Origin of the sequence: Streptomyces sp. NPDC005752, assembly GCF_040630715.1 — a bacterium.
Taxonomy (GTDB): Bacteria; Actinomycetota; Actinomycetes; order Streptomycetales; family Streptomycetaceae; genus Streptomyces.
The window spans coordinates 32,511-54,987 of sequence record NZ_JBEXYB010000042.1; the positions used below are offsets into that span (position 1 = coordinate 32,511).

Below are 22,477 nucleotides of genomic sequence, written 5' to 3' on the forward strand. Positions count from 1 at the left end.
GCCGGGGATGCTACTCCCTATTCGTCAAAGTGACGAGATGGGGGCGTCGTTTGTGCGCCTGGGCCTCTCTGGTGGCAGCATGGGGTAGGTGAGCGTTGCTGCCCCCGTAGAGATCGAACGTCCCGAATCGGCCGAGGAGACCTTCGCCGTCCCTGAGCCCGACGTCCCCTGGGTGACGCTGGTGCACAACGACCCGGTCAACCTCATGAGCTATGTGGCGTATGTCTTCCAGGCCTACTTCGGCTACTCCAAGGACAAGGCGCACAAGCTCATGCTCGACGTCCACCGGAAGGGCCGCGCCGTCGTCTCCAGCGGCAGCCGCGAGGAGATGGAACGCGACGTCCAGGCCATGCACGGCTACGGACTCTGGGCCACCCTGACCCAGGACCGCAACTGACCCGCGGTACCCCCCTTCCGCCCTCCGCCCGACCCACCATCGGAGAATTCATGGCCGGCCGTTTTGAGGCCACCCCAGGCGGCGGCGCGTCCGTCGCCCTCGACGAGGTCGAGGTCGCCATCCTGCGCTCCCTCGCCGTCCAGCTGCTCGAACTGATCGGCCCCGGCGACGAACCCGCCGAGGGGGAGGACCCACTCGCCGCCCTGTTCGCCGAAGGCCCCAGCGAACCGCCCTCCGACCCTGCCCTGGCACGCCTCTTCCCCGAGGCGTACGGGGACCAGGACAAGGAACTGCGCGAGGCGTCCGCCGAGTTCCGCCGCTTCACCGAGAACGACCTGCGCACCCGCAAGCGCGACGACGCCCTCGCCGTCGTGCGGTCGCTCGACGCGCTCTCGCCCGTGGCGGACAGCGGCGCGGTGCTCGGGCTGACCGCCGAGGACTGCCACCACTGGCTCGGCTCCCTCAACGACCTCCGGCTCACGATCGGCACGCGCCTGGAGGTGTCCGACGAGGACGAGGGCCAGGACGGTTCGCTCTACCGGCTTCCCGACGACGATCCGCGCAAACCGATGGTCATGGCCTATCTCTGGCTCGGCGCACTCCAGGAGACGCTCGTCGAAACACTGATGCCCGGGTGAGGCATCCCGGGCTCGCTCAACGGATGCTCAAATCCGAATAACGATCCCGTCACCTGAATGGCGTTCTTTGCTGTGCCTGGAAACGCTTGTCCGCTTTTTCCTGTGGCGTGCGCCACATAATGTCCGGTGGCCCCACCGGTCACCCGTGATAAATCTTCACGACCGCCCGGGGACGCCACCCCTGTCCCCGGGGGCGCTACAAGCCGGCCGAACGCCGGCGGCACTCCATCCATATCCGGGGGGATCAGGACCTGATCCGACGCCGACGGCGGCGCGGATCGGCGTGGAGAAAGGCGCACCACCATGACATCGGCGCAGGTCGACAACGGACAGGCGGACGGCCCGAAGGCCGTCGACGCCCCGGCGGGTGAGGGCTACCAGCGTGGCCTGGGCGCCCGTCAGATCCAGATGATCGCCATCGGCGGAGCCATCGGCACGGGACTCTTCCTCGGTGCGGGCAAGGCCATCGACAGGGCCGGGCCCAGCCTCATCCTGGCGTACGCCATCGCGGGCCTCGTCATCTTCTTCATCATGCGCGCCCTGGGTGAACTCCTCATGTACCGCCCCGTGTCCGGCTCCTTCTCGGAGTACGCACGCGAATTCCTCGGCCCCTTCTTCGGATTCGTGACCGGCTGGACGTACTGGCTGTTCTGGGTCGTGACGGGAATCACCGAAGTCACCGCCGCGGCCACCTATATGACGTACTGGTGGGATATCCCGCAATGGCTGTCCGCGCTCGTGTTCACCTTCATTCTGTACGGCGCCAACCTGATCTCGGTGAAGGTCTTCGGCGAGCTCGAGTTCTGGTTCTCGATGGTCAAGGTCACCGCCATCCTCGGCATGATCCTCATCTGCGCCGGCGTGCTCACGATCGGCTTCTCCGACGCCGGTGACACCGCGACCGTCTCCAACCTGTGGAACGACGGCGGCTTCTTCCCCCAGGGCATCGGCGGCACGCTGATGACCCTTCAGATCGTGATGTTCGCGTTCCTCGCCGTCGAACTGGTCGGCGTCACCGCCGGCGAGTCCAAGGACCCGAAGACGGTCCTGCCCAAGGCCATCAACACCGTGCCGTGGCGCATCGCCGTCTTCTACGTCGGCGCGCTGATCATGATCCTCTCCGTGGTCCCGTGGAGCACCTTCAAGCCCGGCGTCTCACCGTTCGTCGCCGCGTTCGAGGAGATGGGCCTCGGCATCGGCGCGGCGATCGTCAACTTCGTCGTGCTCACCGCCGCGCTCTCCTCCTGCAACTCCGGCATGTACTCCACCGGACGCATGCTGCGCGACCTCGCGCTCAACGGGCAGGGACCCAAGGCCTTCACCAAGCTGACCAGCAACGGACTCCCGCTGGTCGGCACCACCTTCTCCGCCGCGCTGATGCTCGTCGGGGTGTGGATCAACTACCAGTGGCCGGGCGACGCGTTCAACTACGTCGTCTCCTTCGCGACCATCTCCGGCATGTGGGCCTGGATCATGATCCTGATCTGTCAGATCCGCTACCGCGCCAAGGCCGACCGCGGCCTACTGCCCCAGTCCACCTTCAAGGCGCCCGGGGCACCGTTCACCAGCTGGTTCGCCCTCGCGTTCATCGGCCTCGTCATCGTCATGATGGCCATCGACGAGGACGCCAGGATCTCGCTGTACTGCGCACCCGTGTGGGGCCTCGTCCTCGGCGTCTCCTATCTGGTGCTCAAGGCCCGCAACCCCGCGAACAAGGCCTTCGCCAAGCGCTGACCCGCGCAACGGCGGCCCCGGGACACGGGACGCCCCAACGACCCTGTCCGGCATCCGGGCCCTCGCGTACCACTCCTCGGTACGCGGGGGCCCGGATGCTTATCCTGGGCACCATGCTGACCCTTACCCAGGCCCTCCACGACCAGATCGTCGCGCACTCCCGCGAGGACCACCCCGACGAGGCGTGCGGAGTCGTCGCCGGCCCGGCCGGAACGGGCCGCGCCGAGCGCTTCATCCCCATGCTCAACGCCGCCCGGTCACCCACGTTCTACGAGTTCGACTCCGCGGACCTGCTGAAGCTCTACCGCGAGATGGACGACCGCGACGAGGAGCCGGTGATCATCTACCACTCCCACACCGCGACCGAGGCGTACCCCTCCCGCACCGACCTCACCTATGCCAACGAGCCCGGCGCCCACTACGTCCTGGTCTCCACCGCGGACGCCGACGACGCCGGCCCCTTCCAGTTCCGCTCGTACCGCATCGTGGACGGTGAGATCACCGAGGAAGAGGTCGAGATCGTCGAGTCCTACCCCACGGCGGCCTGACGCCCTCGACCAGCCGTGGAAACACCGGTTCCAGCCCATCTGTCCACATGGCGAACGCTCACCATCCGCCATGTGGGATCACACTCCGGATCCAGGGTGGGGAATCGATACGATGACCACATGGTTCCCCATGACGTGAGCGAAAAGACGCCGGGCATGCTGCTCGTCGCGCGGCTGCACGTCGACCTGTGCAGGCTCAGCAGCGCGATGTGTCCGGCTTCCGCCTGCCCGTGAACCGCACGGCCTGAGCCGCGGTCCGAGCGCACCACGTACGCACCAACCCCCCGCGCGGGGCCACAGACGCGCGCCCCACGCCACCTCCCCGCATTCGACAGGAGCCCACGCCATGGCCATCGAGGTCCGCATCCCGACCATCCTCCGCACCTACACCGACGGCGCCAAGGCCGTCGAAGGCAACGGGGAGACCCTCGCCGACCTCTTCGCCGACCTCGAGAGCCGCCACAACGGCATCCGTGAGCGCATCGTCGACGGCGACAAGCTGCGCCGCTTCGTGAACGTCTACCTCAACGACGAGGACGTCCGCTTCCTCGACGGCATCTCCACCAAGCTCGCCGACGGCGACAACGTCACCATCCTCCCGGCCGTCGCCGGCGGCATGCGCTGATGCGGTACGACTCCCCACTGGCGGCCGTGGGCAACACGCCCCTGGTCCGCCTCCCACGGCTGTCCCCCTCCGAGGACGTCCGCATCTGGGCCAAGCTGGAGGACCGCAACCCCACCGGCTCGATCAAGGACCGCCCCGCGCTCCACATGGTCGAGCAGGCGGAGAAGGACGGCCGCCTCACACCCGGCTGCACCATCCTCGAACCCACCAGCGGCAACACCGGCATCTCCCTCGCCATGGCAGCCAGGCTCAAGGGCTACCGCATCGTCTGCGTCATGCCCGAGAACACCTCGCAGGAACGGCGCGACCTGCTCACGATGTGGGGAGCCGAGATCATCTCGTCCCCCGCCGCGGGCGGCTCCAACACCGCCGTACGCGTGGCCAAGGAGCTCTCCGCCGAGCATCCCGACTGGGTCATGCTCTACCAGTACGGCAACCCGGACAACGCCGGCGCCCACTACGCCACCACCGGCCCGGAGATCCTCACCGACCTCCCGTCCATCACCCACTTCGTCGCGGGCCTCGGCACCACCGGAACCCTCATGGGCGTCGGCCGCTACCTCCGCGAGAACAAGCCCGACGTCACCGTCGTCGCCGCCGAACCGCGCTACGACGACCTCGTCTACGGCCTGCGCAACCTCGACGAGGGCTTCGTCCCCGAGCTCTACGACGCCTCCGTGCTCACCACCCGCTTCTCCGTCGGCTCCGCCGACGCCGTCACCCGCACCCGTGAGCTCCTCCAGCAGGAGGGCATCTTCGCGGGCGTCTCCACCGGCGCCGCACTCCACGCGGCCATCGGCGTCGGCCGCAAGGCCGTCAAGGCGGGCGAGTCCGCGGACATCGTCTTCGTCGTCGCGGACGGCGGATGGAAGTACCTGTCGACCGGTGTCTACACCGCACCCACGACGGAAGCCGCCATCGAAACCCTGCACGGCCAGCTCTGGGCCTGACGGGCACTCGGGCCGCCCGGCCGGACCGGCGGCCACGCGCACCGGAGGCGCGGGACGGGAGAACACCCGTCCCGCGCCTCCCGCACGTTCACCCCAGGTCCCGGACCCGCCCCCACACCCCCGGATCCAGTTCGCCGGCCTTCCGCCGGAACCCCGACAGCGCGACGTCCCGCAACTCGTCGGTCTCCAGATAGCTCCGCCGGCCCCGCGCGTCCCCCACCGAACCCGCGGGCAACGCGATCACCCCCGGCCGCTCCTCATGATGCTTGCTGGTGATCTTGGCCACCACCGCCGTGCCGCCCCGCACCGACAGGACCAGGCACGGCCGGTCCTTCGACCCCGGCCCGTCCTCGAACGGCACGTCCGCCCACCAGATCTCCCCGGGCCGCGGCCCTCCGCGCGGCCGGCCCTTCTTCCTCTCCGGAGCACGCCCCGGCGGACGCGTCCGCCCGCCCGGACGCCGCGGACCACGCCCGCCCCGGCCCCGCGCATCGGAGACCGTCGCCACGAGCGCCAGCAGGACAACGACGGCCAGTGCCGCCCACCACCACGAGTTCATGCACCGACCGTACCGGCGCGCCGCACGGCACCCGGCCTTCCATCGAACCGGTGACACCGCAGGTGAGTTCCCCCACAACGGCAGGCCGTGGAGGAGCGACCAGTGGTTTCGCGCCTTACGCTCGACGGACCGCACGAACCCTCCCCGTTCCCACGCCTCGGAGGTTCACGCTCCATGAAGCTCACCGTCGTCGGCTGCTCCGGCTCGTTCCCGTCACCGGGTTCGGCATGCTCGAGCTACCTCGTAGAGGCCGACGGCTTCCGGCTGCTCCTCGACATGGGCAACGGCGCCCTGGGCGAGCTGCAGCGCCACGTAGGTCTCTACGACCTCGACGCCATCTTCCTCAGCCACCTCCATGCCGATCACTGCATCGACATGTGCGCGTACTTCGTCGTCCGGTACTACCGCTTCGACGGCGGACGCCCCGCAGCCATCCCCGTGTACGGCCCGGAGGGCACCGAGCAGCGGCTCACCACGGCCCACGCCGACACCCCGTCCGACCACGCCATGGGTGAGGTCTTCGACTTCCACACGCTGAAGTCCGGATCCTTCGAGATCGGCCCCTTCTCGGTCCGCACGGAGAAGCTCCGCCACCCCGTCGACACCTTCGGCATCAGGATCGAGCACGACGGGCGCACCCTCACCTACTCCGGCGACACCGGCACCTGCGACGCGCTGGCCGAACTCGCCGAGGGCTCCGACCTGTTCCTCTGCGAAGCATCGTTCGTCCACGGCAAGGAGGACATCCCGGACCTCCACCTCAACGGCCGCGAAGCAGGCGAGTACGCCGCCCGCGCCGGAGCCGGACGTCTCGTCCTCACCCACATCCCGCCGTGGACGGACGCCGAACGCAACCTCGCCGACGCCCGCGAGGTCTACGACGGCCCGGTCGAGCTGGCCGCACCCGGCGCGGTGTACGAGATCTAGGAACCGGCGAAGCCCCGGTCCCCCCACGCGGGGGACCGGGGCTTCGCCGTGCTGTGACGGGGGCCGGACTACTTGGCCTCGGCCTTCTGGAGCTCGGCGAGCTCCTCGTCGGACTCGCGGCCCGGCGTCGGGAGGTTGAACTTCGTGATCGCGAAGCGGAAGACCACGTAGTAGAGCACCGCGAAGCAGAGGCCGACCAGCACCAGCAGCCAGGGCTTCGACGCGATGCCCAGGTTCAGCAGGAAGTCGACCAGGCCGGCGGAGAAGCCGAACCCGTCCTTCATACCGAGCGCCCAGGTCAGTGCCATCGAGACACCGGTCAGCACCGCGTGGATCGCGTACAGCACCGGGGCGATGAACATGAACGTGAACTCGATCGGCTCGGTCACACCGGTGACGAACGAGGTCAGCGCGAGCGAGAACATCATGCCGCCGACGACCTTGCGGCGCTCCGGGCGGGCACAGTGGACGATCGCCAGGCAGGCCGCCGGGAGGGCGAACATCATGATCGGGAAGAAGCCGGTCATGAACTGCCCGGCGTTCGGGTCGCCGGCCAGGAAGCGGGCGATGTCACCGTGGGCGCCGTTGTACTCGCCGGCCTGGAACCACGGGAAGGAGTTCAGCAGGTGGTGCATGCCGACGGGGATCAGCGCACGGTTGGCGACACCGAAGATGCCCGCACCGACCGCGCCGGAACCGACCAGCCACTCACCGAAGTTGTGCAGGCCCGTGCCGAGCACCGGCCAGATGATCCCGAAGACGATACCGATGACCAGACCCGCGAAGGCGGAGAGGATCGGGACCAGACGACGGCCGCTGAAGAAGCCAGCCCAGTCCGGCAGCTTCGTCCGGTAGAACTTCTGGTAGAGCAGGGCCACGACTATGCCCATCACGACACCGCCGAGCACACCCGCGTTGACGGGGGCGTCACTCATCACGATCTTGCCGTCGGCGACGCTCGCGACCTGCGGGAGGTTGCTGTCGGTGAAGGTGGCGAGCACCTTCTGGAAGACCAGGTAGCCGGTCACCGCGGCGAGCGCCGTGGAGCCGTCCGACTTCTTGGCGAAGCCGATGGCGATGCCGACGGCGAACAGCAGCGCCATGTTGTCGAGAATGGCACCACCGCCGGCCGCCATGTAGCCGGCCAGCTTGGTGATGACGGTGGGGAACGACTCGCGGCCGAGCATGTCGGCATTGCCGAGCCGGACCAGCAGCGCGGCCGCGGGCAGGACCGCGACGGGCAGCATGAGGCTGCGGCCGATGCGCTGCATGACAGCCATCACACCGGCGCCCCGCTTCTTCGCGGGGGCGGCCGGAGCGGTGTCCGTACTCATCAACTTCCTCCAGTAGGCAAGGCGCCGCCGGGGACAGTTGGTGGGGGCGGCGACTCGAGGAACGCGGCGGCAGAGACGGCCGCGTGGTCTGGACCACTGAGTGGTGTAGACCAGTTTTAGCACGGTGAGGGTTGGATAAGGAACCTTCAATTTGTCCCGTAGTGCCCCCGCCACCCTCGGTGACGCGGAGGAGCCCCCGGACCGCGAGGTCCGGGGGCTCCTCCGAGGGCCGGGGAGGCCCTACTTCGTGAGGTCCTCCTCGATCTTCTCCTCCTCCTCGACGGGCTCGCGCCCCGGGGTCTGGAGATTGAACTTGGTGATCGCGAACCGGAAGATCGCGTAGTAGACCACCGCGAAGCACAGCCCGATCGGGATGATCAGCCACGGCTTCGTGTCCAGGTGCCAGTTGACGACGTAGTCGATCAGCCCGGCCGAGAAACTGAACCCCGCGTGCACGCCCAGCGCCCAGGTGACCCCCATCGAGACCCCGGTCAGGATCGCGTGCACCCCGTACAGCAGCGGGGCGACGAAGAGGAACGAGAACTCCAGCGGCTCCGTCACACCCGTCACGAACGACGTCAGCGCCACGGACAGCATCAGTCCGGACACCTCCTTGCGCCGCTCCGGCCGTGCGGTGTGGGCGATCGCCAGCGCGGCGGCCGGCAGGCCGAACATCATGATCGGGAAGAACCCCGAGGTGAACTGCCCGGCCGACGGGTCCCCCGCGAAGAAGCGGGAGATGTCGCCCTGGACGGTCCCGCCGTCCCCGCCCGTGAACTCGCCCGCCTGGAACCAGAAGAACGTGTTCAGGAACTGGTGCATGCCGATCGGGATCAGCAACCGGTTCGCGAATCCGAAGATCGCCGAACCCCAGGCGCCCAGATCGATCAGCTGCTTGGCGAACCACGTCAGCGCGTCACCCACCGGCTGCCACAGCAGGCCGAACAGCACGCCCAGGATCACGCACAGGAACGCCATCAGGATCGGCACCAGGCGCCGGCCGTTGAAGAAGCCGAGCCAGTCGACCAGCTTCGTGCGGTGGTAACGCTGCCAGACCACGGCGGTCAACAGGCCGATGATGATGCCGCCCAGGACCCCGGGGTTCTGCGGCACCCCGTCGGGCGTCGCCTCGGTGATCGTGTCGTCCACCGGGAAGGCCGTCAGTACGCCGCGGTAGACGAGGAAGCCGACGACGGCGGCGAGTGCCGTCGAGCCGTCCGCCTTCTTCGCGAAGCCGATCGCGACACCGATGCAGAAGAGCAGGGGCAGGCCCACCTCGCCGTCGAGGATCGCCGTGCCGCCGTTGAGGAGGACCTTCGCGAACTTGTCCCAGAAGGCGCCGTGCAGCGAGGAGTCGAAGAGGTTGCCGAGGCTGACGAGGAGCCCCGCCGCGGGCAGTACGGCCACCGGCAGCTGCAGGCTCCGGCCGACCTTCTGGAGTCCCTGGACCGGCCCGTTCCACCACTTCCGCTGCGGTCGCACAGCCGCGTTCGAACTCATCGGCATCCTCCCGGAACACGCCTGGTTTGGCGGTCGTTGCAAACTGGTGTAGACCAGTCGCGATACGGAGCGGGGCCCTGCCGGAAGGCATGGCGCCGGTGATCGTCATCATTGGGGACAGCGCGGTTACCTGCCCGTGAAGTTGGGCCAACCGTGCGTTACCGTGACGAAACGGACCCATGGTGGGGCCGCCCCACGCATGCACAGACCAGGGAGAAGGACATGGCCAGCAAGGCTGAGAAGATCGTCGCCGGGCTCGGCGGTATCGAGAACATCGACGAGATCGAAGGCTGCATCACCCGCCTCCGCACCGAGGTCCACGACCCCAGCAAGGTCGACGAAGTCGCGCTCAAGGCCGCCGGAGCCCACGGCGTCGTCAAGATGGGCACCGCGATCCAGGTCGTCATCGGCACCGACGCCGACCCCATCGCCGCCGACATCGAAGACATGATGTGACCGGCTGACCCGCCGGCCCACCACGGTCCCACGCGCAGGCCCCGCTCCGCCCCCCGACCGGCCCGGAGCGGGGCCTGCCGTGCACCCGAACGGACCCGGCCCCTCAGCCGATAGGCTCGACGCCATGTCTCGTATCGACGGCCGCACCCCCGAACAGCTCCGCCCCGTCACCATCGAACGCGGATGGAGCAAGCACGCCGAAGGCTCCGTACTCATCTCCTTCGGAGACACCAAGGTCTTCTGCACCGCCTCCGTCACCGAAGGCGTCCCCCGCTGGCGCAAGGGCAGCGGCGAAGGCTGGGTCACCGCCGAGTACTCCATGCTGCCCCGCTCCACCAACACCCGCGGGGACCGCGAATCCGTACGCGGCAAGATCGGCGGCCGCACCCACGAGATCAGCCGCCTCATCGGCCGCTCCCTGCGCGCGGTCATCGACTACAAGGCGCTGGGCGAGAACACCATCGTCCTCGACTGCGACGTCCTCCAGGCCGACGGTGGCACCCGCACCGCCGCCATCACCGGCGCCTACGTCGCCCTCGCCGACGCCATCGCCTGGGCCCAGGGCAAGAAGATCATCAAGCACGGCCGCAAGCCCCTCACCGGCACCGTCGCCGCGATCAGCGTCGGCATCGTCGACGGCGTCCCCCTCCTCGACCTCTGCTACGAAGAGGACGTCCGCGCAGACACCGACATGAACGTCGTCTGCACCGGCGACGGGCGCTTCGTCGAGGTCCAGGGCACCGCCGAGGCCGAACCCTTCGACCGCGACGAGCTCAACGCACTCCTCGATCTCGCCACCGCCGGCTGCACCGATCTGGCCACACTCCAGGAAGAGGCACTCGCCCGCACACTCGGCGAGTAAAGAAGCAACCAAATCCGCAGCACACAGCGTCGTAACGGGTACGGGCGCACGGGTCGAACCGTGCGTCCGTCCATGTATCCACCCTGGGGAGGGACCGCACCATGGCTTCGCGCCGCCACCACCGCACCGCACTCGCCGTCACGGCCACCCTGCTGACGCTCACAGCCGCAGTCGGCTGCGGAGCCGTGGACAAGGCCCTGGACTGCGTCCGCACCGCCGACGCCATCGCGACCAGCGTCAACAACCTCCAGCAGGCCGTGTCCAGCGCCTCCGACGACCCGACCCAGGCCACCGAAGCCCTGGACCAGATCGACAAGGAACTCAAGGACCTCGGCGACACCACGGACAACGCCGACCTCAGCAAGGCCGTCGACGACCTCCAGGCCGGCGTCACCAACGTCCGCGACTCCATCGACAAGGGCGACGCCACCCCGGACATCAGCCCCGTCACGGACGCCGCCACCGAGATCGGCAAGGTCTGCACCACGTGACCGTGCGGCGATAATCGACGCATGACGCGCCTGATCCTCGCCACCCGCAACGCCGGGAAAATCACCGAACTCCACGCGATCCTCGCCGACGCGGGCCTGACCCACGACCTCGTCGGCGCGGACGCGTACCCCGACGTTCCCGACGTCAGGGAAACCGGCGTCACCTTCGCCGAGAACGCCCTCCTCAAGGCCCACGCCCTGGCGCAGGCCACCGGCCACCCGGCCGTCGCCGACGACAGCGGCCTCTGCGTCGACGTGCTCGGCGGAGCCCCCGGCATCTTCTCCGCCCGCTGGGCGGGCGCCCACGGCAACGACAGGGCCAACCTGGACCTGCTCCTCGCACAGCTCGCCGACATCGACACCCCGCACCGCGGCGCGTACTTCGCCTGCGCCGCGGCCCTGGCCCTCCCCGACGGCACGGAGCGCGTGGTCGAGGGCCGCCTCACGGGCACCCTGCGCACCGCCCCGGCCGGCGCCTACGGCTTCGGCTACGACCCGATCCTCCAGCCGGACGGCGAGACCCGGACCTGCGCGGAGCTCACCCCCGACGAGAAGAACGCGATCAGCCACCGGGGGAAGGCGTTCCGGGCACTGGTGCCGGTGGTGCGGGAGTTGGTGGGCTGAGGTTGGCAGTTACGAAAGGCTCAGCACGTACTGGTACGTGCTGAGCCTTCGCGACGTACGCGAGAAGGGACTCGAACCCTCACGCCACTAGGGCACTGGTACCTAAAACCAGCCTGTCTAACCAATTCCAGCACTCGCGCGCGTGCTGGCAGTCTACAAGCGGGAGCGGCAACCGGTAGGGAGAGGCTAAGTCGTTGCTGTATTGGCTGAGTGCCGGTTACGGCACCACGTGTCTGTCAGCGCATGGCAATTCGGACACAGATATCGCAGGTTCCCTGCGCGGTTGTCCAGCCAGTCGCCGCTGACGTGGTCGATCTGGAGCGTGATCAGTCTGCCTAGCCATTCGCCGGTGTTGCCGCACGACGTGCACCGGTACTCCACGCCGATCTCCTGAAGCGCCCGATGAAGGCGCGCCCGGTTCACGCGTGTCGACCCCCGCGGCATGATCACGAGCACTTCTGATGCAATCTTCCGCCGTTCAGGCACCTGCACCGGCCCCCATGTGCGTCGCTTGAAGTGGCTTGTGTCCAGCTGCAGCTGAAGGACCTTGCGTCGGACCCGGCGGTGGTTGGGGTCCGTCACTTCGAGACTGAGTGCCCGCATGACATCGGCGAAGCTGGAGGCATCCCGTACCGCAGTACGCAATGCTTCCTCCTGGATGGAGAGGCGCGCGTTGCGGAAGTGGGAGGTGTTGATGCCCCTGCTGCGGAGTGTTGCGGATACTGCGGCGCGCGACCGGCCGTCATCAGGGACGCCCAAGGCGCGAGCCACACCACGGACGGAGTCGGTGGCGGCGGCGGCAGCCTGTAGTTCCTCGGTGCTGAACAGGAGCCCCAACTGTGGGCGATTCATGCCAGGGAAGTGGCTGACGTCGATTCCCGCAGCCGCGATGCGGCGGGCGATGTGAGACAGCGTGCCGGTTGCCGGTGTCGCACCCAGCTTGAGGACGACCTCGCGGAGCGAAGAAGATGACATCGCGGCAGCGGCGATGGATGCGTCAGGATATTTACGCCAAGGGCTGCGCTGTCTGAAGTGGCTGGTGTCGAGTCCCAGCTCTGCGACCTTCTCCTTGAGGACTCGGTATCTACCGCCACTCTTCTTCAAACCGAGGCGGCGCATGAGGTCGGTCCAGTTGGTTGCCCCTGCCACAGCCGTCGCGAGCCCCGCAGGGTCGTACGCCTCGGACATTCCTCCCCCTCCATATCCGGCCGCGCGTTCGCAGCCTCGTACGGAGCAACGAACCGTTAATCGGATGGTCACGTCCGTAATGCGACGAGATGTGGAAGGGCCCGTACCGCTTCGGGGGGAGAAGCGGTACGGGCCCTTCGCTGCGGGGGACGTGCTTCAGAACTTCGGGTCCGGGCTCTGGGAGTGGACCAGGTCCGCCGCTTCCTCCGCCGTCTCCACCGAGGGCGGGGAGCCGGCCAGGGGCTGGTTGGCGGTCTCCTTCATGCAGGCCACCGCGATCACGCCGACCAGGGCCGCCGCCATCGCGTAGTAGGCGGGCATGAGGTTCGAGCCGGTCCAGCTGATCAGGGCGGTGATCACCAGCGGGGTCGTGCCACCGAAGATCGACGCCGAGAGGTTGTAGCCGACCGACAGGGAGCCGTAGCGGACGTTGGTCGGGAACAGGGCCGGGAGGGCGGCGGACATCGTGCCCAGCAGGCAGACCAGGGAGAGGCCCAGCATCAGCATGCCGATGATGATCGCCGGGATGCTGCCCTGCCGGATCAGGAGGAAGGCCGGTAGCGACAGGAACAGGAAGCCGAGCATGCCGGTCATCAGGAGCGGTTTGCGGCCGAAGCGGTCCGAGAGCTTGCCGAACTGGCTGATGATCAGCATCAGGAACACCATGACGCCGAGCAGGATCAGCAGTCCGTGGGTCTCGCTGTAGCCGAGCTCGTCTGAGAGGTACGTCGGCATGTACGACAGCAGCATGTAGTCGGTGATGTTGTACGCGCCGACCAGGGCGATGCAGAGGATCAGCGTCGGCCAGTACTGGCGGAAGATCTTCGCGAGGTCGCCCTTGGCGGTGGACTCGACGTGGTCGGCGGCCTCCGAGGCGTGGGCGATGCCGCCCTCGAGCTTCTGGAAGGCGGGGGTCTCGTCCAGACGGAGTCGCAGGTAGAGGCCCACGAGGCCGAGGGGACCGGCGACGAGGAACGGGATGCGCCAGCCCCAGGACTCCATCTGGCCGGTGTCCAGGACGGCGTACAGGAGGGTGACGAGCCCGGCGGCGCCGACGTATCCGGCCAGCGTGCCGAATTCGAGGAAGCTGCCGAAGAAGCCGCGGCGCTTGTCGGGGGCGTACTCCGCGATGAAGGTCGAGGCGCCGCCGTACTCGCCGCCGGTGGAGAAGCCCTGGAGCATCCGGAAGGCGATGAGGAGGACCGCGGCCCAGACGCCGATGGTGTCGTGGGAGGGGATGAGGCCGATCGCGAAGGTGCCGATCGCCATGAGGATCATGGTGAGGGCAAGGACCTTCTTGCGGCCGATCTTGTCGCCCATGGGGCCGAAGAACATGCCGCCGAGCGGCCGGACGAGGAACGCCACGGCGAAGGTCGCGAACGACGAGAGGAGCTGGGTGGTGTCGTTCCCGGAGGGGAAGAACACGTGCCCGATGGTGACGGCCAGGTAGGAGTAGATGCCGAAGTCGAACCACTCCATGGCGTTACCGAGCGACGCCGCCTTCACCGCGCGCTTGACCGCCTGGTCGTCGGTGACGGTGATGTCCGTCCGACGGAGCCGGGGGTTCTGGCGCTTCCGGATGGCCCGGAAGAGCGTGGGGTGACGTTTGACCGCATCAGGGTCGGCCGCCTGGTGGGGGTCGGAGGCCGCCATGGCCGGTTCCTTTCGTCGAACGGTGTTCCAGGAAAGGCTTCTGCGCAGTCATGGCGGTTGCAAACCGAATCCGCGGCTATTTGCGATCTCAGTCACATCTTTTTGGGCATGGACCGTCCCGAGCCAGGGTCAGATCCCGAGGTCCTTGATGATCTTGGCGACGTGTCCGGTCGCCTTGACGTTGTAAAGGGCCTTCTCCACCTTGCCCTCTTCGTCCACCACGATCGTGGAGCGGATCACTCCTGTCACCACTTTGCCGTAGAGCTTCTTCTCGCCGAACGCGCCGTAGGCCTCGAGGGTCTCCTTGGAGGGGTCTCCGACCAGGGTGACCTTGAGGTTCTCCTTCTCGCGGAACGTCGCGAGCTTCTCCGGCTTGTCGGGCGACACGCCGATGACGTCGTAGCCGGCGCCGGTGAGGAGGTCCAGGTTGTCCGTGAAGTCGCAGGCCTGCTTGGTGCAACCGGGGGTAAGTGCGGCGGGGTAGAAGTAGACGATGACCTTGCGGCCCTTGTGGTCCGCGAGCGAGACGTCGTTGCCGTCGGCGTCCGGAAGGGTGAAGGCGGGGGCGGTGTCGCCGGTCTGGAGTCGCTCGCTCATGTTTCTCCTCGAGTGGCACGCGTGCTGTGTGGCACCGAGCGTAATAGGGGGTGCCGCCGGGTGTCGGGGCGGCCGAGCTGACAGACTGTCGATGAAGGTTTACCCGACGACGACCACGGAGGCGGCGCAGTGTCGGACACGAGGAGCCCTGCGCAGATCGAGGCGGACATCATCAGCAGGCGCGAGCAGCTCGCGGTGGTGCTGGACGAGATCGGGGTGAGGGTGCACCCGAAGACGATGATCGGTGACGCGAAGGCGAAGGTCGCGTCGACGGTGGACCGGACGGCCGGGCGTGCGTTCGTCGCCGTGAACCGTGCGGTCTCGGACGTGAAGGCGCAGTTCGTGGCCGAGGACGGATCGCCGCGGCTGGAGCGCGTGATTCCGGCGGCACTGGTGGTGGCCGGTGCGGTGGCGTTGCTGACGCTGTCGGTGCGGCGCGACAGGCGCTGAGGGGCGTCGTACGCGGCTCGAGAGAGGCGCGGAGGGCAGGTTTCGCGCGGCGGATGAGGTGCTGAGGCCGCCGCTGCGCGGGCCTGGGGCGTGCGGAGTGGTTCGGGGCAGGTAGGTTTCGGGGCGTGAGCGACAACGGCATGAGTACCACCGACGACAAGCTGCCGATCCGGATGCTGCACGACCGGGTGCTGGTCCGGTCGGATTCGCCCGAGGGCGAGCGGCGGTCGGGCGGCGGCATCCTGATCCCGGCGACGGCGGCGGTGGGCCGGCGTCTCGCGTGGGCCGCGGTGGTCGCGGTCGGCCAGAACGTGCGGACCGTGGAGCCGGGTGACCGGGTGCTGTACGACCCCGAGGACCGTGCCGAGGTCGAGGTGCGGGGTGTGGCGTACGTGCTGATGCGTGAGCGGGATCTGCACGCGGTGGCGGCGGACCGGTTCGAGGGTTCGGTGGATTCGACCGGGCTGTATCTGTAGGCACGTCTGGGGTGAGTGGGCCTGGTGACTGTGGTCACCAGGCCTTTTGGCTGTTCGGTGGGCTTGCTACGGTGGTGGGACCCCGACGAGATGCGCCGTACCGGGTTTCCGCAAAGACGACGCGCCCGTGTTGTTCGCGTGTTTCGTCGTGGAGGTTTCGTCGTGGCGTGGGTTCTGTTGATCGTGGCCGGTCTGCTGGAAGTGGGCTGGTCGATCGGGATGAAGTACACCGAGGGGTTCACGCGGCTGTGGCCGAGTGTGTTTACGGGGCTGGGGATCGTGGCCAGCATGATGCTGCTGTCGCAGGCGGCGAAGACGCTGCCGATCGGTACGGCGTACGGCGTGTGGGTGGGGATCGGCGCGGCCGGTGCTGCGGTGCTGGGCATGGTCGTCCTGAACGAGCCGGTGACCGCCGCCCGGATCTTCTTCGTCTGTCTGCTGCTGGTGGCGGTGGTGGGGCTGAAGGCGACGTCCGGGCACTGAGCTGTACGGCGACGGCGGCGCACCCGGGTCCGGGTGCGCCGCCGTCGTGTGTTCGGCTGCGGTCGTGTGTTCAGGGGCGGGTGGAGCCCCGGGGGGCCTGCCCGTCTCCTTCGTGCGGGTCGGCCGGGGGTCCTGCGGCGGGGCGGGTGGGTTCTTTTCCGGGCCGGTGCGTGCCGGGGCCGCCGGCGTCGGTTCCGCGGTCTCGGCCGTCGGTGCGTGGGGGTGCGGCCGCGGGGGTGTCGGTGTGGGGTTCCTCGGGGGCGCGGGAGGCATCCGAGGGGGAGTCGGGGGTGCGTGTTCCGCGCCGTTCCTCGCGGGAGTCTCCTGTGCCGGGTTCGTCGGTGTCCTCGCGGTCCCTCGGTTTCCGGGTGCCTCCGGCTTCCTCGGTGTCCCCGGTCTCGTCAGGGTCCCCGCTCTCGTCCGGGTCGGGCTCTTCGGGGCCTTCGTCGGCCTTCAGATCGAAGTCCTGCACGTCGCTGCCCTCCAGTGCCGCCCGGGTGTAGGCGGCCCAGGTCTCGGCGGGCGCGCCCCCGCCGTTCATACGGGCGAGGCCGAGGGCGCCGTAGAGGGGTTTCTGGACACCGGTCTCGGGATCCTGGCCCATGACGGCGATGACGGTGGCGAGGTCGGGGGTGTAGCCGGCGAACCAGGCGGCCTTGTCCTCCTCGGCGGTGCCCGTCTTGCCCGCGGCGGGGCGGCCCGCGCCCTGGGCGGCCGTGCCGGTACCCCCGTCGACGACGCTGCGCAGGACGGAGGTGGTGGTGTCGGCGGCTTCGCGGCTGATGGCGCGCCGGGTGGTTCTCTCGGGGAGGTGGAGTTCGGTGGCGTTCTTGCTGACCTTGGACACGAGCGTGTGGGGGCGCTGTCTGCCGTGGTCGGCGAGGGTGGCGTAGGCGGAGGCCATGTCGACGACGCTGGCGGTGGCGGGGCCGAGTGCGATGGAGGGGGAGGCGGTGAGGTCGGGGGTGTCCTGGGGGATGCCGAGGGCGACCGCGGTGTCCTTTACCTCTTGGGGGCCGACGTCCTGGGCCATCTGTGCGTAGACGGCGTTGACGGATTTGTCGGTGGCTTCGCGGACGGTGATGTTGCCGTAGTCGACGTCGTCCTCGTTGGCGGGGGAGTAGCCGGTGGAGCCGGTGGCGCTGAGGACGGTGCGTTCGTTGGTGCCGTCGTAGCGGGTGTTGGGGGTGATCGCGCGGTCCTTCCGGGTGGTGGACCCGTTGGCGAGGGCGGCGGCGAGGACGAACGGTTTGAAGGTGGATCCGACCTGGTAGTCGCGGCGGGTCGCGTTGTTGACGAACTGTCTGGTGTAGTCGATGCCGCCGTAGAGGGCGACGACGTGGCCGGTGGCGGGGTCGACGGAGGCGCCGCCGGCGCGGACGTTGCGGTCCGCTTCGCGTTCGTCGCTGGTCTTGGACAGGACGTTGTCCTTGACGGCTTCGACGAGGGCGTCCTGCTTCTTCTTCTGGAGGGTGGTGGTGATGCGGTAGCCGCCGGTGGCGAGGGTCTTCTCGTCGAGGATCTTGTTGGCGGCGAGGTAGCGGTCGACGGCCTGGACGATGTAGCCGCGCTGGCCGGAGAGTGCGGTGGCGGGCTTGGCCTTGCCGGGGACGGGGAAGGTCATGGCGGCGCGGTCGGCGGAGGTGAGCCAGTGGTGCTTGACCATGCCGTCGAGCACGTAGTTCCAGCGGGCGAGGATGGCTTTCTTGTTCTCGGGGTGGGCTACGACGTCGTTGGAGCTGGGGGCGTTGAGCAGGGAGGCGAGGTAGGCGCCTTCGTCGGCGCCGAGGTCTTCGACGTCCTTGCCGTAGTAGGCGTGGGAGGCGGCCTGGATGCCGTAGGCGTTGCGGCCGAAGTAGCTGGTGTTGAGGTAGCCCTCGAGGATCTCGTCCTTGCTCTGTTCGCGGTCGAGCTTGATGGAGATGAAGAATTCCTTGGCCTTGCGGACGACGGTCTGTTCCTGGCCGAGGTAGTAGTTCTTGACGTACTGCTGGGTGATGGTGGAACCGCCCTGCCTGCCCTTGCCGGTGACGGTGTTCCAGCCGGCCCGGAGGGTGGCTTTGACGTCGATGGCGTCCTCGGAGTAGAAGTCCCGGTCCTCTGCGGCGAGTACGGCGTGCTGGACGGTGCGGGGGACGCGGCGGAGGGGGATGTTCTCCCGGTTGATCTTGCCGTCGCGGGCGATGACGGTGCCGTCCTCGTACAGGTAGACGTTGGACTGGGCGGTGGCGCTGGCGTTGGCGGCGGGGATGTCGACGAGTTGGTAGCCGGCGATGAACCCGCCGACGAGGAGCAGCGCGAGGAGGAGTACGCCGCCGAGGACCATCCGCCAGCTGGGGACGGCGCGGCGCCAGCCGGTGCGCTTGGGCCGCTTGGGGCGTTTTGTGCGCCCCTTGGAGTCCTTTGCGCCGTTCGGGTGCTGGGGGTCGGTGGTGGGGGCCGCGGCCGAGGGGTCTCGGGGGGCCCAGCCCTGGGAGCCCTGCTGACCAGGGTCTCCGCCGTGCTGCGGTGGCTCGTGGCTCATGACTGTGAGGCTCCTCGACTGCGGATGATTTTCCTATAGTGCACTTTTCGGGCGGATATCCCTTGGACCCCCTCAAGGGAAATAGGGTCGCGGCGGCCGGGCTCCCTCGGCTAACGTCGTGCGCTTTGGCGAAAGAGGGGGGAGTGGGGTGCGGCTCTACGCCGTGGTGGCGGCCGGTGGGTTCCGGCGGTATGCCACCTATCGGGTGGCGACGGTCGCGGGGATGTTCACCAACACCGTCTTCGGTTTCATCATGGCGTACACCTACATCGCCCTGTGGGACGAGCGTCCGCATCTCGGCGGCTACGACATGTCGCAGGCCCTGACCTATGTGTGGCTCGGTCAGGCCCTGCTGATGACCTGCGCGATGATGGGCGGCGGCTTCGAGGACGAGCTCATGGAGCGGATCCGTACGGGTGACATCGCGGTCGACCTGTACCGGCCCGCCGATCTGCAACTGTGGTGGCTGGCGGGGGATCTGGGCCGGGCGGCGTTCCACCTGCTGGGGCGGGGGATCGTGCCGATGGTGCTGGGGGCCCTGGCCTTCGATCTGGCGCTGCCGGGTTCGCCGTGGACGTGGGTCGCCTTTTTGGTGTCGGTCGCGCTGGGGGTGATGGTGAGCTTCGGGGTGCGTTTCCTCGTGGCGTTGTCGGCCTTCTGGCTGATGGACGGTGCGGGCGCGATGCAGATCGCCTGGCTGGCCGGGCTGTTCTTCTCCGGCATGCTGCTGCCGTTGAACCTGTTCCCCGGGGTGCTGGGTGACGTGGCGCGCGCTCTGCCGTGGTCGTCGCTGCTGCAGGTGCCGGCCGATGTGTTCCTCGGCAGGTATGCGGGCTGGGATCTGGCGGGGGCGTACGCCTTCCAGGCCGGCTGGGCGGTGGCGCTGCTGCTCGCGGGGCGGCTCCTGCAGTCGGTGGCGACCAGGAGGGTGGTGGTCCAGGGTGGCTGAGGTCCGGGAGGAGCGCGTCGTCGCGGTGGGGCCGGAGGCCGCGTTCGGCGAGCGGTCGCGGCTGGTCGAGGGGGTGCGGGGGTACGGGCTGATCGTGGCGATGTGGCTGCGGTCGACGATGGCCTACCGCGCGTCGTTCGTGATGACGGCCGTCGGGAACTTCGTGGCGACGGGCTTCGACTTCGTCACGATCATGCTGATGTTCGCGCACGTCGATGTGCTGGGCGGCTTCACGCTGCAGGAGGTCGCGCTGCTGTACGGGACGTCGGCGACCGCGTTCGGGCTCGCAGACCTGCTGCTGGGGTCGATGGACCGGCTCGGGCGGCGGGTGCGGGACGGGACGCTGGACACGCTGCTGGTGCGGCCGGTCCCGGTGCTGGCGCAGGTGGCGGCCGACCGGTTCGCGCTGCGCAGGCTGGGGCGGATCACGCAGGGGCTGCTGGTGCTGGGCTATGCGCTGCTGGCGCTGGACATCGCGTGGACGCCGCTGAAGGTGGTGATGCTGCCGCTGATGGTGCTGAGCGGGGCGGCCATCTTCGGGGCGGTGTTCGTGGTGGGGGCGGCGTTCCAGTTCTATGCCCAGGACGCCTCGGAGGTGCAGAACGCGTTCACGTACGGGGGGACGACGCTGCTGCAGTATCCGCCGTCGGTGTTCGCGAAGGACCTGGTGCGCGGGGTGACGTTCGTGGTGCCGCTGGCGTTCGTGAGCTGGCTGCCGGCCCTGTACCTGCTGGGCCGGGACTATCCGCTGGACCTGCCCCGGTGGGTGGCGTTCCTGCCGCCGGTGGTGGCCGTGGGGTGTTGGGTGCTCGCGGGGCTGGTGTGGCGCATGGGGCTGCGGGCGTACCGCAGTACGGGAAGCTGAGGAGTGGGCGTGGACGACATGGACTTCATCGAGCTCGACGGCGTCGAGAAGGTCTTCGACGTGCGCCGCAGGACGGGCTTCATGCGCCGGGAGCGGCGCGAGGTCCGGGCGGTGGACGGCATCAGTTTCCGGGTGCCGCGCGGTGAGATGGTCGGCTACATCGGTCCGAACGGGGCCGGCAAGTCGACGACGATCAAGATGCTGACGGGCATCCTCACGCCGAGCGGTGGCCGGCTGCGGGTCGCGGGGGTCGATCCATCCCGGGAGCGTACGAGGCTGGCGCACCGGATCGGTGTGGTGTTCGGGCAGCGTACGACGTTGTGGTGGGACCTTCCGTTGCGCGATTCGTACCGGCTGATGCACCGGATGTACCGGATTCCGGACAGCCGGTTCCGGGAGAACATGGACCGGTGCGTCGAGCTACTGGACTTGGGAGCGTTGCTGGAGGTGCCGGTGCGTCAGCTCTCGTTGGGGCAGCGGATGCGGGGCGACATCGCGGCGGCGCTGCTGCACGACCCTGAGGTGCTGTATCTGGACGAGCCGACGATCGGGCTCGACGTGGTGTCGAAGGCCAAGGTGCGCGGGTTCCTGCGGGACCTTAACGAGGAGCGGTCGACGACCGTGCTGCTCACCACGCACGACCTGACCGACATCGAGCAGCTGTGCAAGCGGGTGATGGTGATCGACCACGGCCGCCTGATGTACGACGGCGCGCTCGCCGGGCTGCACGAGGTGGGGGAGAGCGAGCGCACGCTGGTCGTGGACCTGGAGCGGGAACTGCCGCCGATCGAGCTGGGGTCGGAGCCGTCGGTGCGGGTGGTGAAGGTCGAAGGCCCCCGGCAGTGGCTGGCGTTCCCGGCGGCGGCGTCCGCCGCACCGCTGGTGGCGCGTATCGCGGCGGACTATCCGCTGGTGGACCTGTCGGTGCGGGAGCCGGACATCGAGTCCGTCATCGCGAGGATGTACGTGTCGGACTCTGCTCATTGAGGGGCGTGCTCAGAGGGCTGTCCCGCAATCCCCGGCGGGCGCACGGCGACAGCTACGGCACCTCGCCATGCTTCGGAACGCTCGCATACGTCCAGTATGCGAGCGCCCGTCCTGTAGCTGATGGTCGCTACGTCGTACGGCCTCTCAGAAGCGTTCGACCTCTTCGCCGTCCGGGACTTTGTAGCAGCCGGACACCAGGTCGAGGCTCAGCACCGGCGGGTCGCTCTTCGCCATGTTGGTGACCTTGACGCTGACCTTCTTCTTGTCGTTGTCGGCGGTCAGGGTGACGCTTCTGTTCTTGCTGGTATTCGGTCCGTATCCGACGATCTCCCACCCGTGCTTGGGTAGTTCTCCCTTGAGTCGCTCCATCGCTTCGTCGAGGTCGCTCACCGAGGCAGGGGTGAAGCTCCACGGATGGAAGATGCGGAAGTAGGTCTTTGTGTCCTTGCCTGAGCAGTCCATCACTCCCGGAAGGTTCTCTGACGCCTTTCCCTTCACGCCCAGCAGATCGTAGATCTCGCTGGAGACCTTTTCCATCGTGTCGGCGGCGTCGAGCGAGGTGCTCGTGCCGGCGTACGGGACGCCGTCGCTCTTCTCGTCGGTCATGCCACATCCTGTCAGGACAGTGAGTACAAGGGGTACGGCGAGCACGGAGGCACG

At 68.4% G+C, this 22,477-nt stretch carries 26 protein-coding genes, 1 tRNA gene and 1 riboswitch; of the genes, 18 read left to right on the plus strand and 9 right to left on the minus strand.

Translation table 11 applies throughout. The features are described 5' to 3' along the window. Positions 1-88: 88 nt before the first annotated feature. The 7 genes from clpS (at position 89) to ABZ441_RS28675 (ending at position 4,892) form a co-directional block, all read left to right on the plus strand. Positions 89-397, plus strand: a complete 309-nt coding sequence (gene clpS, locus ABZ441_RS28645; RefSeq protein WP_358681254.1) for an ATP-dependent Clp protease adapter ClpS — start codon at positions 89-91, stop codon at positions 395-397. Positions 398-447: 50 nt separating this feature from the next. Further along, complete coding sequence (locus tag ABZ441_RS28650) at positions 448-1,035, plus strand: DUF2017 domain-containing protein (protein ID WP_358979416.1); 588 nt, start codon at positions 448-450, stop codon at positions 1,033-1,035. A 303-nt stretch (positions 1,036-1,338) separates the two neighbouring features. Beyond that, entirely contained in the window at positions 1,339-2,769 is a 1,431-nt protein-coding gene (locus tag ABZ441_RS28655; protein ID WP_358979418.1) for an amino acid permease, read from the plus strand. Positions 2,770-2,882: 113 nt separating this feature from the next. Continuing rightward, positions 2,883-3,317 carry a M67 family metallopeptidase gene (locus ABZ441_RS28660; RefSeq protein WP_358979420.1) on the plus strand — a complete coding sequence of 145 codons (435 nt, stop codon included), beginning with the start codon at positions 2,883-2,885 and terminating at the stop codon, positions 3,315-3,317. 120 nt (positions 3,318-3,437) lie between these two features. After that, the gene (locus tag ABZ441_RS28665; RefSeq protein ID WP_324605446.1) at positions 3,438-3,551 is read left to right on the plus strand and encodes a putative leader peptide; all 114 of its coding nucleotides are present in this window, start codon (positions 3,438-3,440) and stop codon (positions 3,549-3,551) included. A gap of 112 nt (positions 3,552-3,663) precedes the next feature. Next, positions 3,664-3,942, plus strand: coding sequence for a MoaD/ThiS family protein (locus ABZ441_RS28670; protein ID WP_031100176.1), 279 nt, complete (start codon positions 3,664-3,666; stop codon positions 3,940-3,942). Further along, positions 3,942-4,892 (plus strand): cysteine synthase, encoded by a 951-nt coding sequence (locus ABZ441_RS28675; RefSeq protein ID WP_358979423.1) that lies wholly within the window; start codon positions 3,942-3,944, stop codon positions 4,890-4,892. The genes ABZ441_RS28670 and ABZ441_RS28675 overlap by 1 nt, the downstream gene beginning before the upstream one ends. A gap of 88 nt (positions 4,893-4,980) precedes the next feature. Here ABZ441_RS28675 and ABZ441_RS28680 read toward each other — a convergent pair whose 3' ends face one another. After that, positions 4,981-5,451, minus strand: a complete 471-nt coding sequence (locus tag ABZ441_RS28680; RefSeq protein WP_358979426.1) for a type II toxin-antitoxin system PemK/MazF family toxin — start codon at positions 5,449-5,451, stop codon at positions 4,981-4,983. A 174-nt stretch (positions 5,452-5,625) separates the two neighbouring features. Between ABZ441_RS28680 and ABZ441_RS28685 the strand changes: the two genes are divergently transcribed. Next, positions 5,626-6,378, plus strand: a complete 753-nt coding sequence (locus ABZ441_RS28685) for an MBL fold metallo-hydrolase (RefSeq protein WP_358979428.1) — start codon at positions 5,626-5,628, stop codon at positions 6,376-6,378. 68 nt (positions 6,379-6,446) lie between these two features. On the opposite strand, the gene ABZ441_RS28690 is transcribed toward ABZ441_RS28685, so the two are convergent. Then, positions 6,447-7,712, minus strand: a complete 1,266-nt coding sequence (locus tag ABZ441_RS28690; RefSeq protein WP_358979430.1) for a PTS transporter subunit EIIC — start codon at positions 7,710-7,712, stop codon at positions 6,447-6,449. A 240-nt stretch (positions 7,713-7,952) separates the two neighbouring features. Beyond that, the gene (locus ABZ441_RS28695; protein ID WP_358979432.1) at positions 7,953-9,212 is read right to left on the minus strand and encodes a PTS transporter subunit EIIC; all 1,260 of its coding nucleotides are present in this window, start codon (positions 9,210-9,212) and stop codon (positions 7,953-7,955) included. A gap of 153 nt (positions 9,213-9,365) precedes the next feature. Between ABZ441_RS28695 and ABZ441_RS28700 the strand changes: the two genes are divergently transcribed. From ABZ441_RS28700 to rdgB, 4 genes are all read left to right on the plus strand, one after another. Beyond that, a complete protein-coding gene (locus ABZ441_RS28700; RefSeq protein ID WP_307792665.1) occupies positions 9,366-9,668 on the plus strand; it encodes a PTS glucose/sucrose transporter subunit IIB in 303 nt (100 codons plus the stop codon). A gap of 124 nt (positions 9,669-9,792) precedes the next feature. After that, positions 9,793-10,530 (plus strand): ribonuclease PH, encoded by a 738-nt coding sequence (gene rph, locus ABZ441_RS28705; RefSeq protein ID WP_358979435.1) that lies wholly within the window; start codon positions 9,793-9,795, stop codon positions 10,528-10,530. A 101-nt stretch (positions 10,531-10,631) separates the two neighbouring features. Then, positions 10,632-11,021, plus strand: a complete 390-nt coding sequence (locus ABZ441_RS28710; RefSeq protein ID WP_358979437.1) for a hypothetical protein — start codon at positions 10,632-10,634, stop codon at positions 11,019-11,021. Positions 11,022-11,042: 21 nt separating this feature from the next. Next, the gene (gene rdgB, locus ABZ441_RS28715; protein WP_358979439.1) at positions 11,043-11,645 is read left to right on the plus strand and encodes an RdgB/HAM1 family non-canonical purine NTP pyrophosphatase; all 603 of its coding nucleotides are present in this window, start codon (positions 11,043-11,045) and stop codon (positions 11,643-11,645) included. A gap of 56 nt (positions 11,646-11,701) precedes the next feature. Here the strand turns inward: rdgB and ABZ441_RS28720 are convergent. The 4 genes from ABZ441_RS28720 to bcp form a co-directional block, all read right to left on the minus strand. Next, positions 11,702-11,785 (minus strand) — tRNA-Leu (locus tag ABZ441_RS28720). Positions 11,786-11,831: 46 nt separating this feature from the next. Next, a complete protein-coding gene (locus ABZ441_RS28725; protein WP_358979441.1) occupies positions 11,832-12,833 on the minus strand; it encodes an HNH endonuclease in 1,002 nt (333 codons plus the stop codon). Between the two features lie 156 nt (positions 12,834-12,989). Further along, positions 12,990-14,486, minus strand: a complete 1,497-nt coding sequence (proP, locus tag ABZ441_RS28730) for a glycine betaine/L-proline transporter ProP (protein ID WP_358979443.1) — start codon at positions 14,484-14,486, stop codon at positions 12,990-12,992. Positions 14,487-14,615: 129 nt separating this feature from the next. Continuing rightward, the gene (gene bcp / locus ABZ441_RS28735) at positions 14,616-15,083 is read right to left on the minus strand and encodes a thioredoxin-dependent thiol peroxidase (RefSeq protein ID WP_358979445.1); all 468 of its coding nucleotides are present in this window, start codon (positions 15,081-15,083) and stop codon (positions 14,616-14,618) included. 129 nt (positions 15,084-15,212) lie between these two features. On the opposite strand from bcp, the gene ABZ441_RS28740 reads away from it, so the two are divergent. The 3 genes from ABZ441_RS28740 (at position 15,213) to ABZ441_RS28750 (ending at position 16,492) form a co-directional block, all read left to right on the plus strand. After that, on the plus strand, positions 15,213-15,533 hold the full coding sequence (locus tag ABZ441_RS28740; RefSeq protein ID WP_358979447.1) for a DUF3618 domain-containing protein: 321 nt from the start codon (positions 15,213-15,215) through the stop codon (positions 15,531-15,533). A 140-nt stretch (positions 15,534-15,673) separates the two neighbouring features. Further along, complete coding sequence (locus ABZ441_RS28745) at positions 15,674-16,009, plus strand: co-chaperone GroES (protein WP_051834804.1); 336 nt, start codon at positions 15,674-15,676, stop codon at positions 16,007-16,009. Between the two features lie 57 nt (positions 16,010-16,066). Beyond that, a riboswitch (guanidine-III (ykkC-III) riboswitch) is annotated at positions 16,067-16,135 on the plus strand. Positions 16,136-16,171: 36 nt separating this feature from the next. Then, positions 16,172-16,492, plus strand: a complete 321-nt coding sequence (locus ABZ441_RS28750) for a multidrug efflux SMR transporter (protein ID WP_014156030.1) — start codon at positions 16,172-16,174, stop codon at positions 16,490-16,492. A 70-nt stretch (positions 16,493-16,562) separates the two neighbouring features. Here the strand turns inward: ABZ441_RS28750 and ABZ441_RS28755 are convergent, their stop codons facing one another. Continuing rightward, positions 16,563-19,016 (minus strand): transglycosylase domain-containing protein, encoded by a 2,454-nt coding sequence (locus ABZ441_RS28755; RefSeq protein WP_358979449.1) that lies wholly within the window; start codon positions 19,014-19,016, stop codon positions 16,563-16,565. A gap of 148 nt (positions 19,017-19,164) precedes the next feature. On the opposite strand from ABZ441_RS28755, the gene ABZ441_RS28760 reads away from it, so the two are divergent. Genes ABZ441_RS28760 through ABZ441_RS28770 form a run of 3 tightly spaced genes read left to right on the plus strand, consistent with a single transcriptional unit; the run spans position 19,165 to position 21,817 of the window. Then, the gene (locus ABZ441_RS28760; RefSeq protein WP_358979451.1) at positions 19,165-19,965 is read left to right on the plus strand and encodes an ABC-2 family transporter protein; all 801 of its coding nucleotides are present in this window, start codon (positions 19,165-19,167) and stop codon (positions 19,963-19,965) included. Continuing rightward, a complete protein-coding gene (locus tag ABZ441_RS28765; RefSeq protein ID WP_358979453.1) occupies positions 19,958-20,830 on the plus strand; it encodes an ABC transporter permease in 873 nt (290 codons plus the stop codon). Before ABZ441_RS28760 ends, ABZ441_RS28765 begins: the two co-directional genes overlap by 8 nt. Positions 20,831-20,848: 18 nt before the next feature. Continuing rightward, complete coding sequence (locus tag ABZ441_RS28770) at positions 20,849-21,817, plus strand: ATP-binding cassette domain-containing protein (RefSeq protein WP_358979468.1); 969 nt, start codon at positions 20,849-20,851, stop codon at positions 21,815-21,817. Between the two features lie 144 nt (positions 21,818-21,961). On the opposite strand, the gene ABZ441_RS28775 is transcribed toward ABZ441_RS28770, so the two are convergent. Then, positions 21,962-22,423, minus strand: a complete 462-nt coding sequence (locus ABZ441_RS28775) for a hypothetical protein (protein ID WP_358979455.1) — start codon at positions 22,421-22,423, stop codon at positions 21,962-21,964. Between the last annotated feature and the right edge of the window lie 54 nt (positions 22,424-22,477).

Coding starts and splice junctions, on each gene's coding strand:
- ABZ441_RS28655 (WP_358979418.1), top strand. CDS start 1,339: ATGACATCGGCGCAGGTCGACAACGGACAGGCGGACGGCCCGAAGGCC.
- ABZ441_RS28670 (WP_031100176.1), top strand. CDS start 3,664: ATGGCCATCGAGGTCCGCATCCCGACCATCCTCCGCACCTACACCGAC.
- rph (WP_358979435.1), top strand. CDS start 9,793: ATGTCTCGTATCGACGGCCGCACCCCCGAACAGCTCCGCCCCGTCACC.
- rdgB (WP_358979439.1), top strand. CDS start 11,043: ATGACGCGCCTGATCCTCGCCACCCGCAACGCCGGGAAAATCACCGAA.
- ABZ441_RS28685 (WP_358979428.1), top strand. CDS start 5,626: ATGAAGCTCACCGTCGTCGGCTGCTCCGGCTCGTTCCCGTCACCGGGT.
- ABZ441_RS28745 (WP_051834804.1), top strand. CDS start 15,674: ATGAGTACCACCGACGACAAGCTGCCGATCCGGATGCTGCACGACCGG.
- ABZ441_RS28650 (WP_358979416.1), top strand. CDS start 448: ATGGCCGGCCGTTTTGAGGCCACCCCAGGCGGCGGCGCGTCCGTCGCC.
- ABZ441_RS28665 (WP_324605446.1), top strand. CDS start 3,438: ATGGTTCCCCATGACGTGAGCGAAAAGACGCCGGGCATGCTGCTCGTC.
- ABZ441_RS28755 (WP_358979449.1), bottom strand. CDS start 19,016: ATGAGCCACGAGCCACCGCAGCACGGCGGAGACCCTGGTCAGCAGGGC.
- ABZ441_RS28770 (WP_358979468.1), top strand. CDS start 20,849: ATGGACTTCATCGAGCTCGACGGCGTCGAGAAGGTCTTCGACGTGCGC.
- ABZ441_RS28660 (WP_358979420.1), top strand. CDS start 2,883: ATGCTGACCCTTACCCAGGCCCTCCACGACCAGATCGTCGCGCACTCC.
- bcp (WP_358979445.1), bottom strand. CDS start 15,083: ATGAGCGAGCGACTCCAGACCGGCGACACCGCCCCCGCCTTCACCCTT.
- ABZ441_RS28680 (WP_358979426.1), bottom strand. CDS start 5,451: ATGAACTCGTGGTGGTGGGCGGCACTGGCCGTCGTTGTCCTGCTGGCG.
- ABZ441_RS28725 (WP_358979441.1), bottom strand. CDS start 12,833: ATGTCCGAGGCGTACGACCCTGCGGGGCTCGCGACGGCTGTGGCAGGG.
- ABZ441_RS28690 (WP_358979430.1), bottom strand. CDS start 7,712: ATGAGTACGGACACCGCTCCGGCCGCCCCCGCGAAGAAGCGGGGCGCC.
- proP (WP_358979443.1), bottom strand. CDS start 14,486: ATGGCGGCCTCCGACCCCCACCAGGCGGCCGACCCTGATGCGGTCAAA.
- ABZ441_RS28775 (WP_358979455.1), bottom strand. CDS start 22,423: ATGACCGACGAGAAGAGCGACGGCGTCCCGTACGCCGGCACGAGCACC.
- ABZ441_RS28675 (WP_358979423.1), top strand. CDS start 3,942: ATGCGGTACGACTCCCCACTGGCGGCCGTGGGCAACACGCCCCTGGTC.
- ABZ441_RS28710 (WP_358979437.1), top strand. CDS start 10,632: ATGGCTTCGCGCCGCCACCACCGCACCGCACTCGCCGTCACGGCCACC.
- ABZ441_RS28695 (WP_358979432.1), bottom strand. CDS start 9,212: ATGAGTTCGAACGCGGCTGTGCGACCGCAGCGGAAGTGGTGGAACGGG.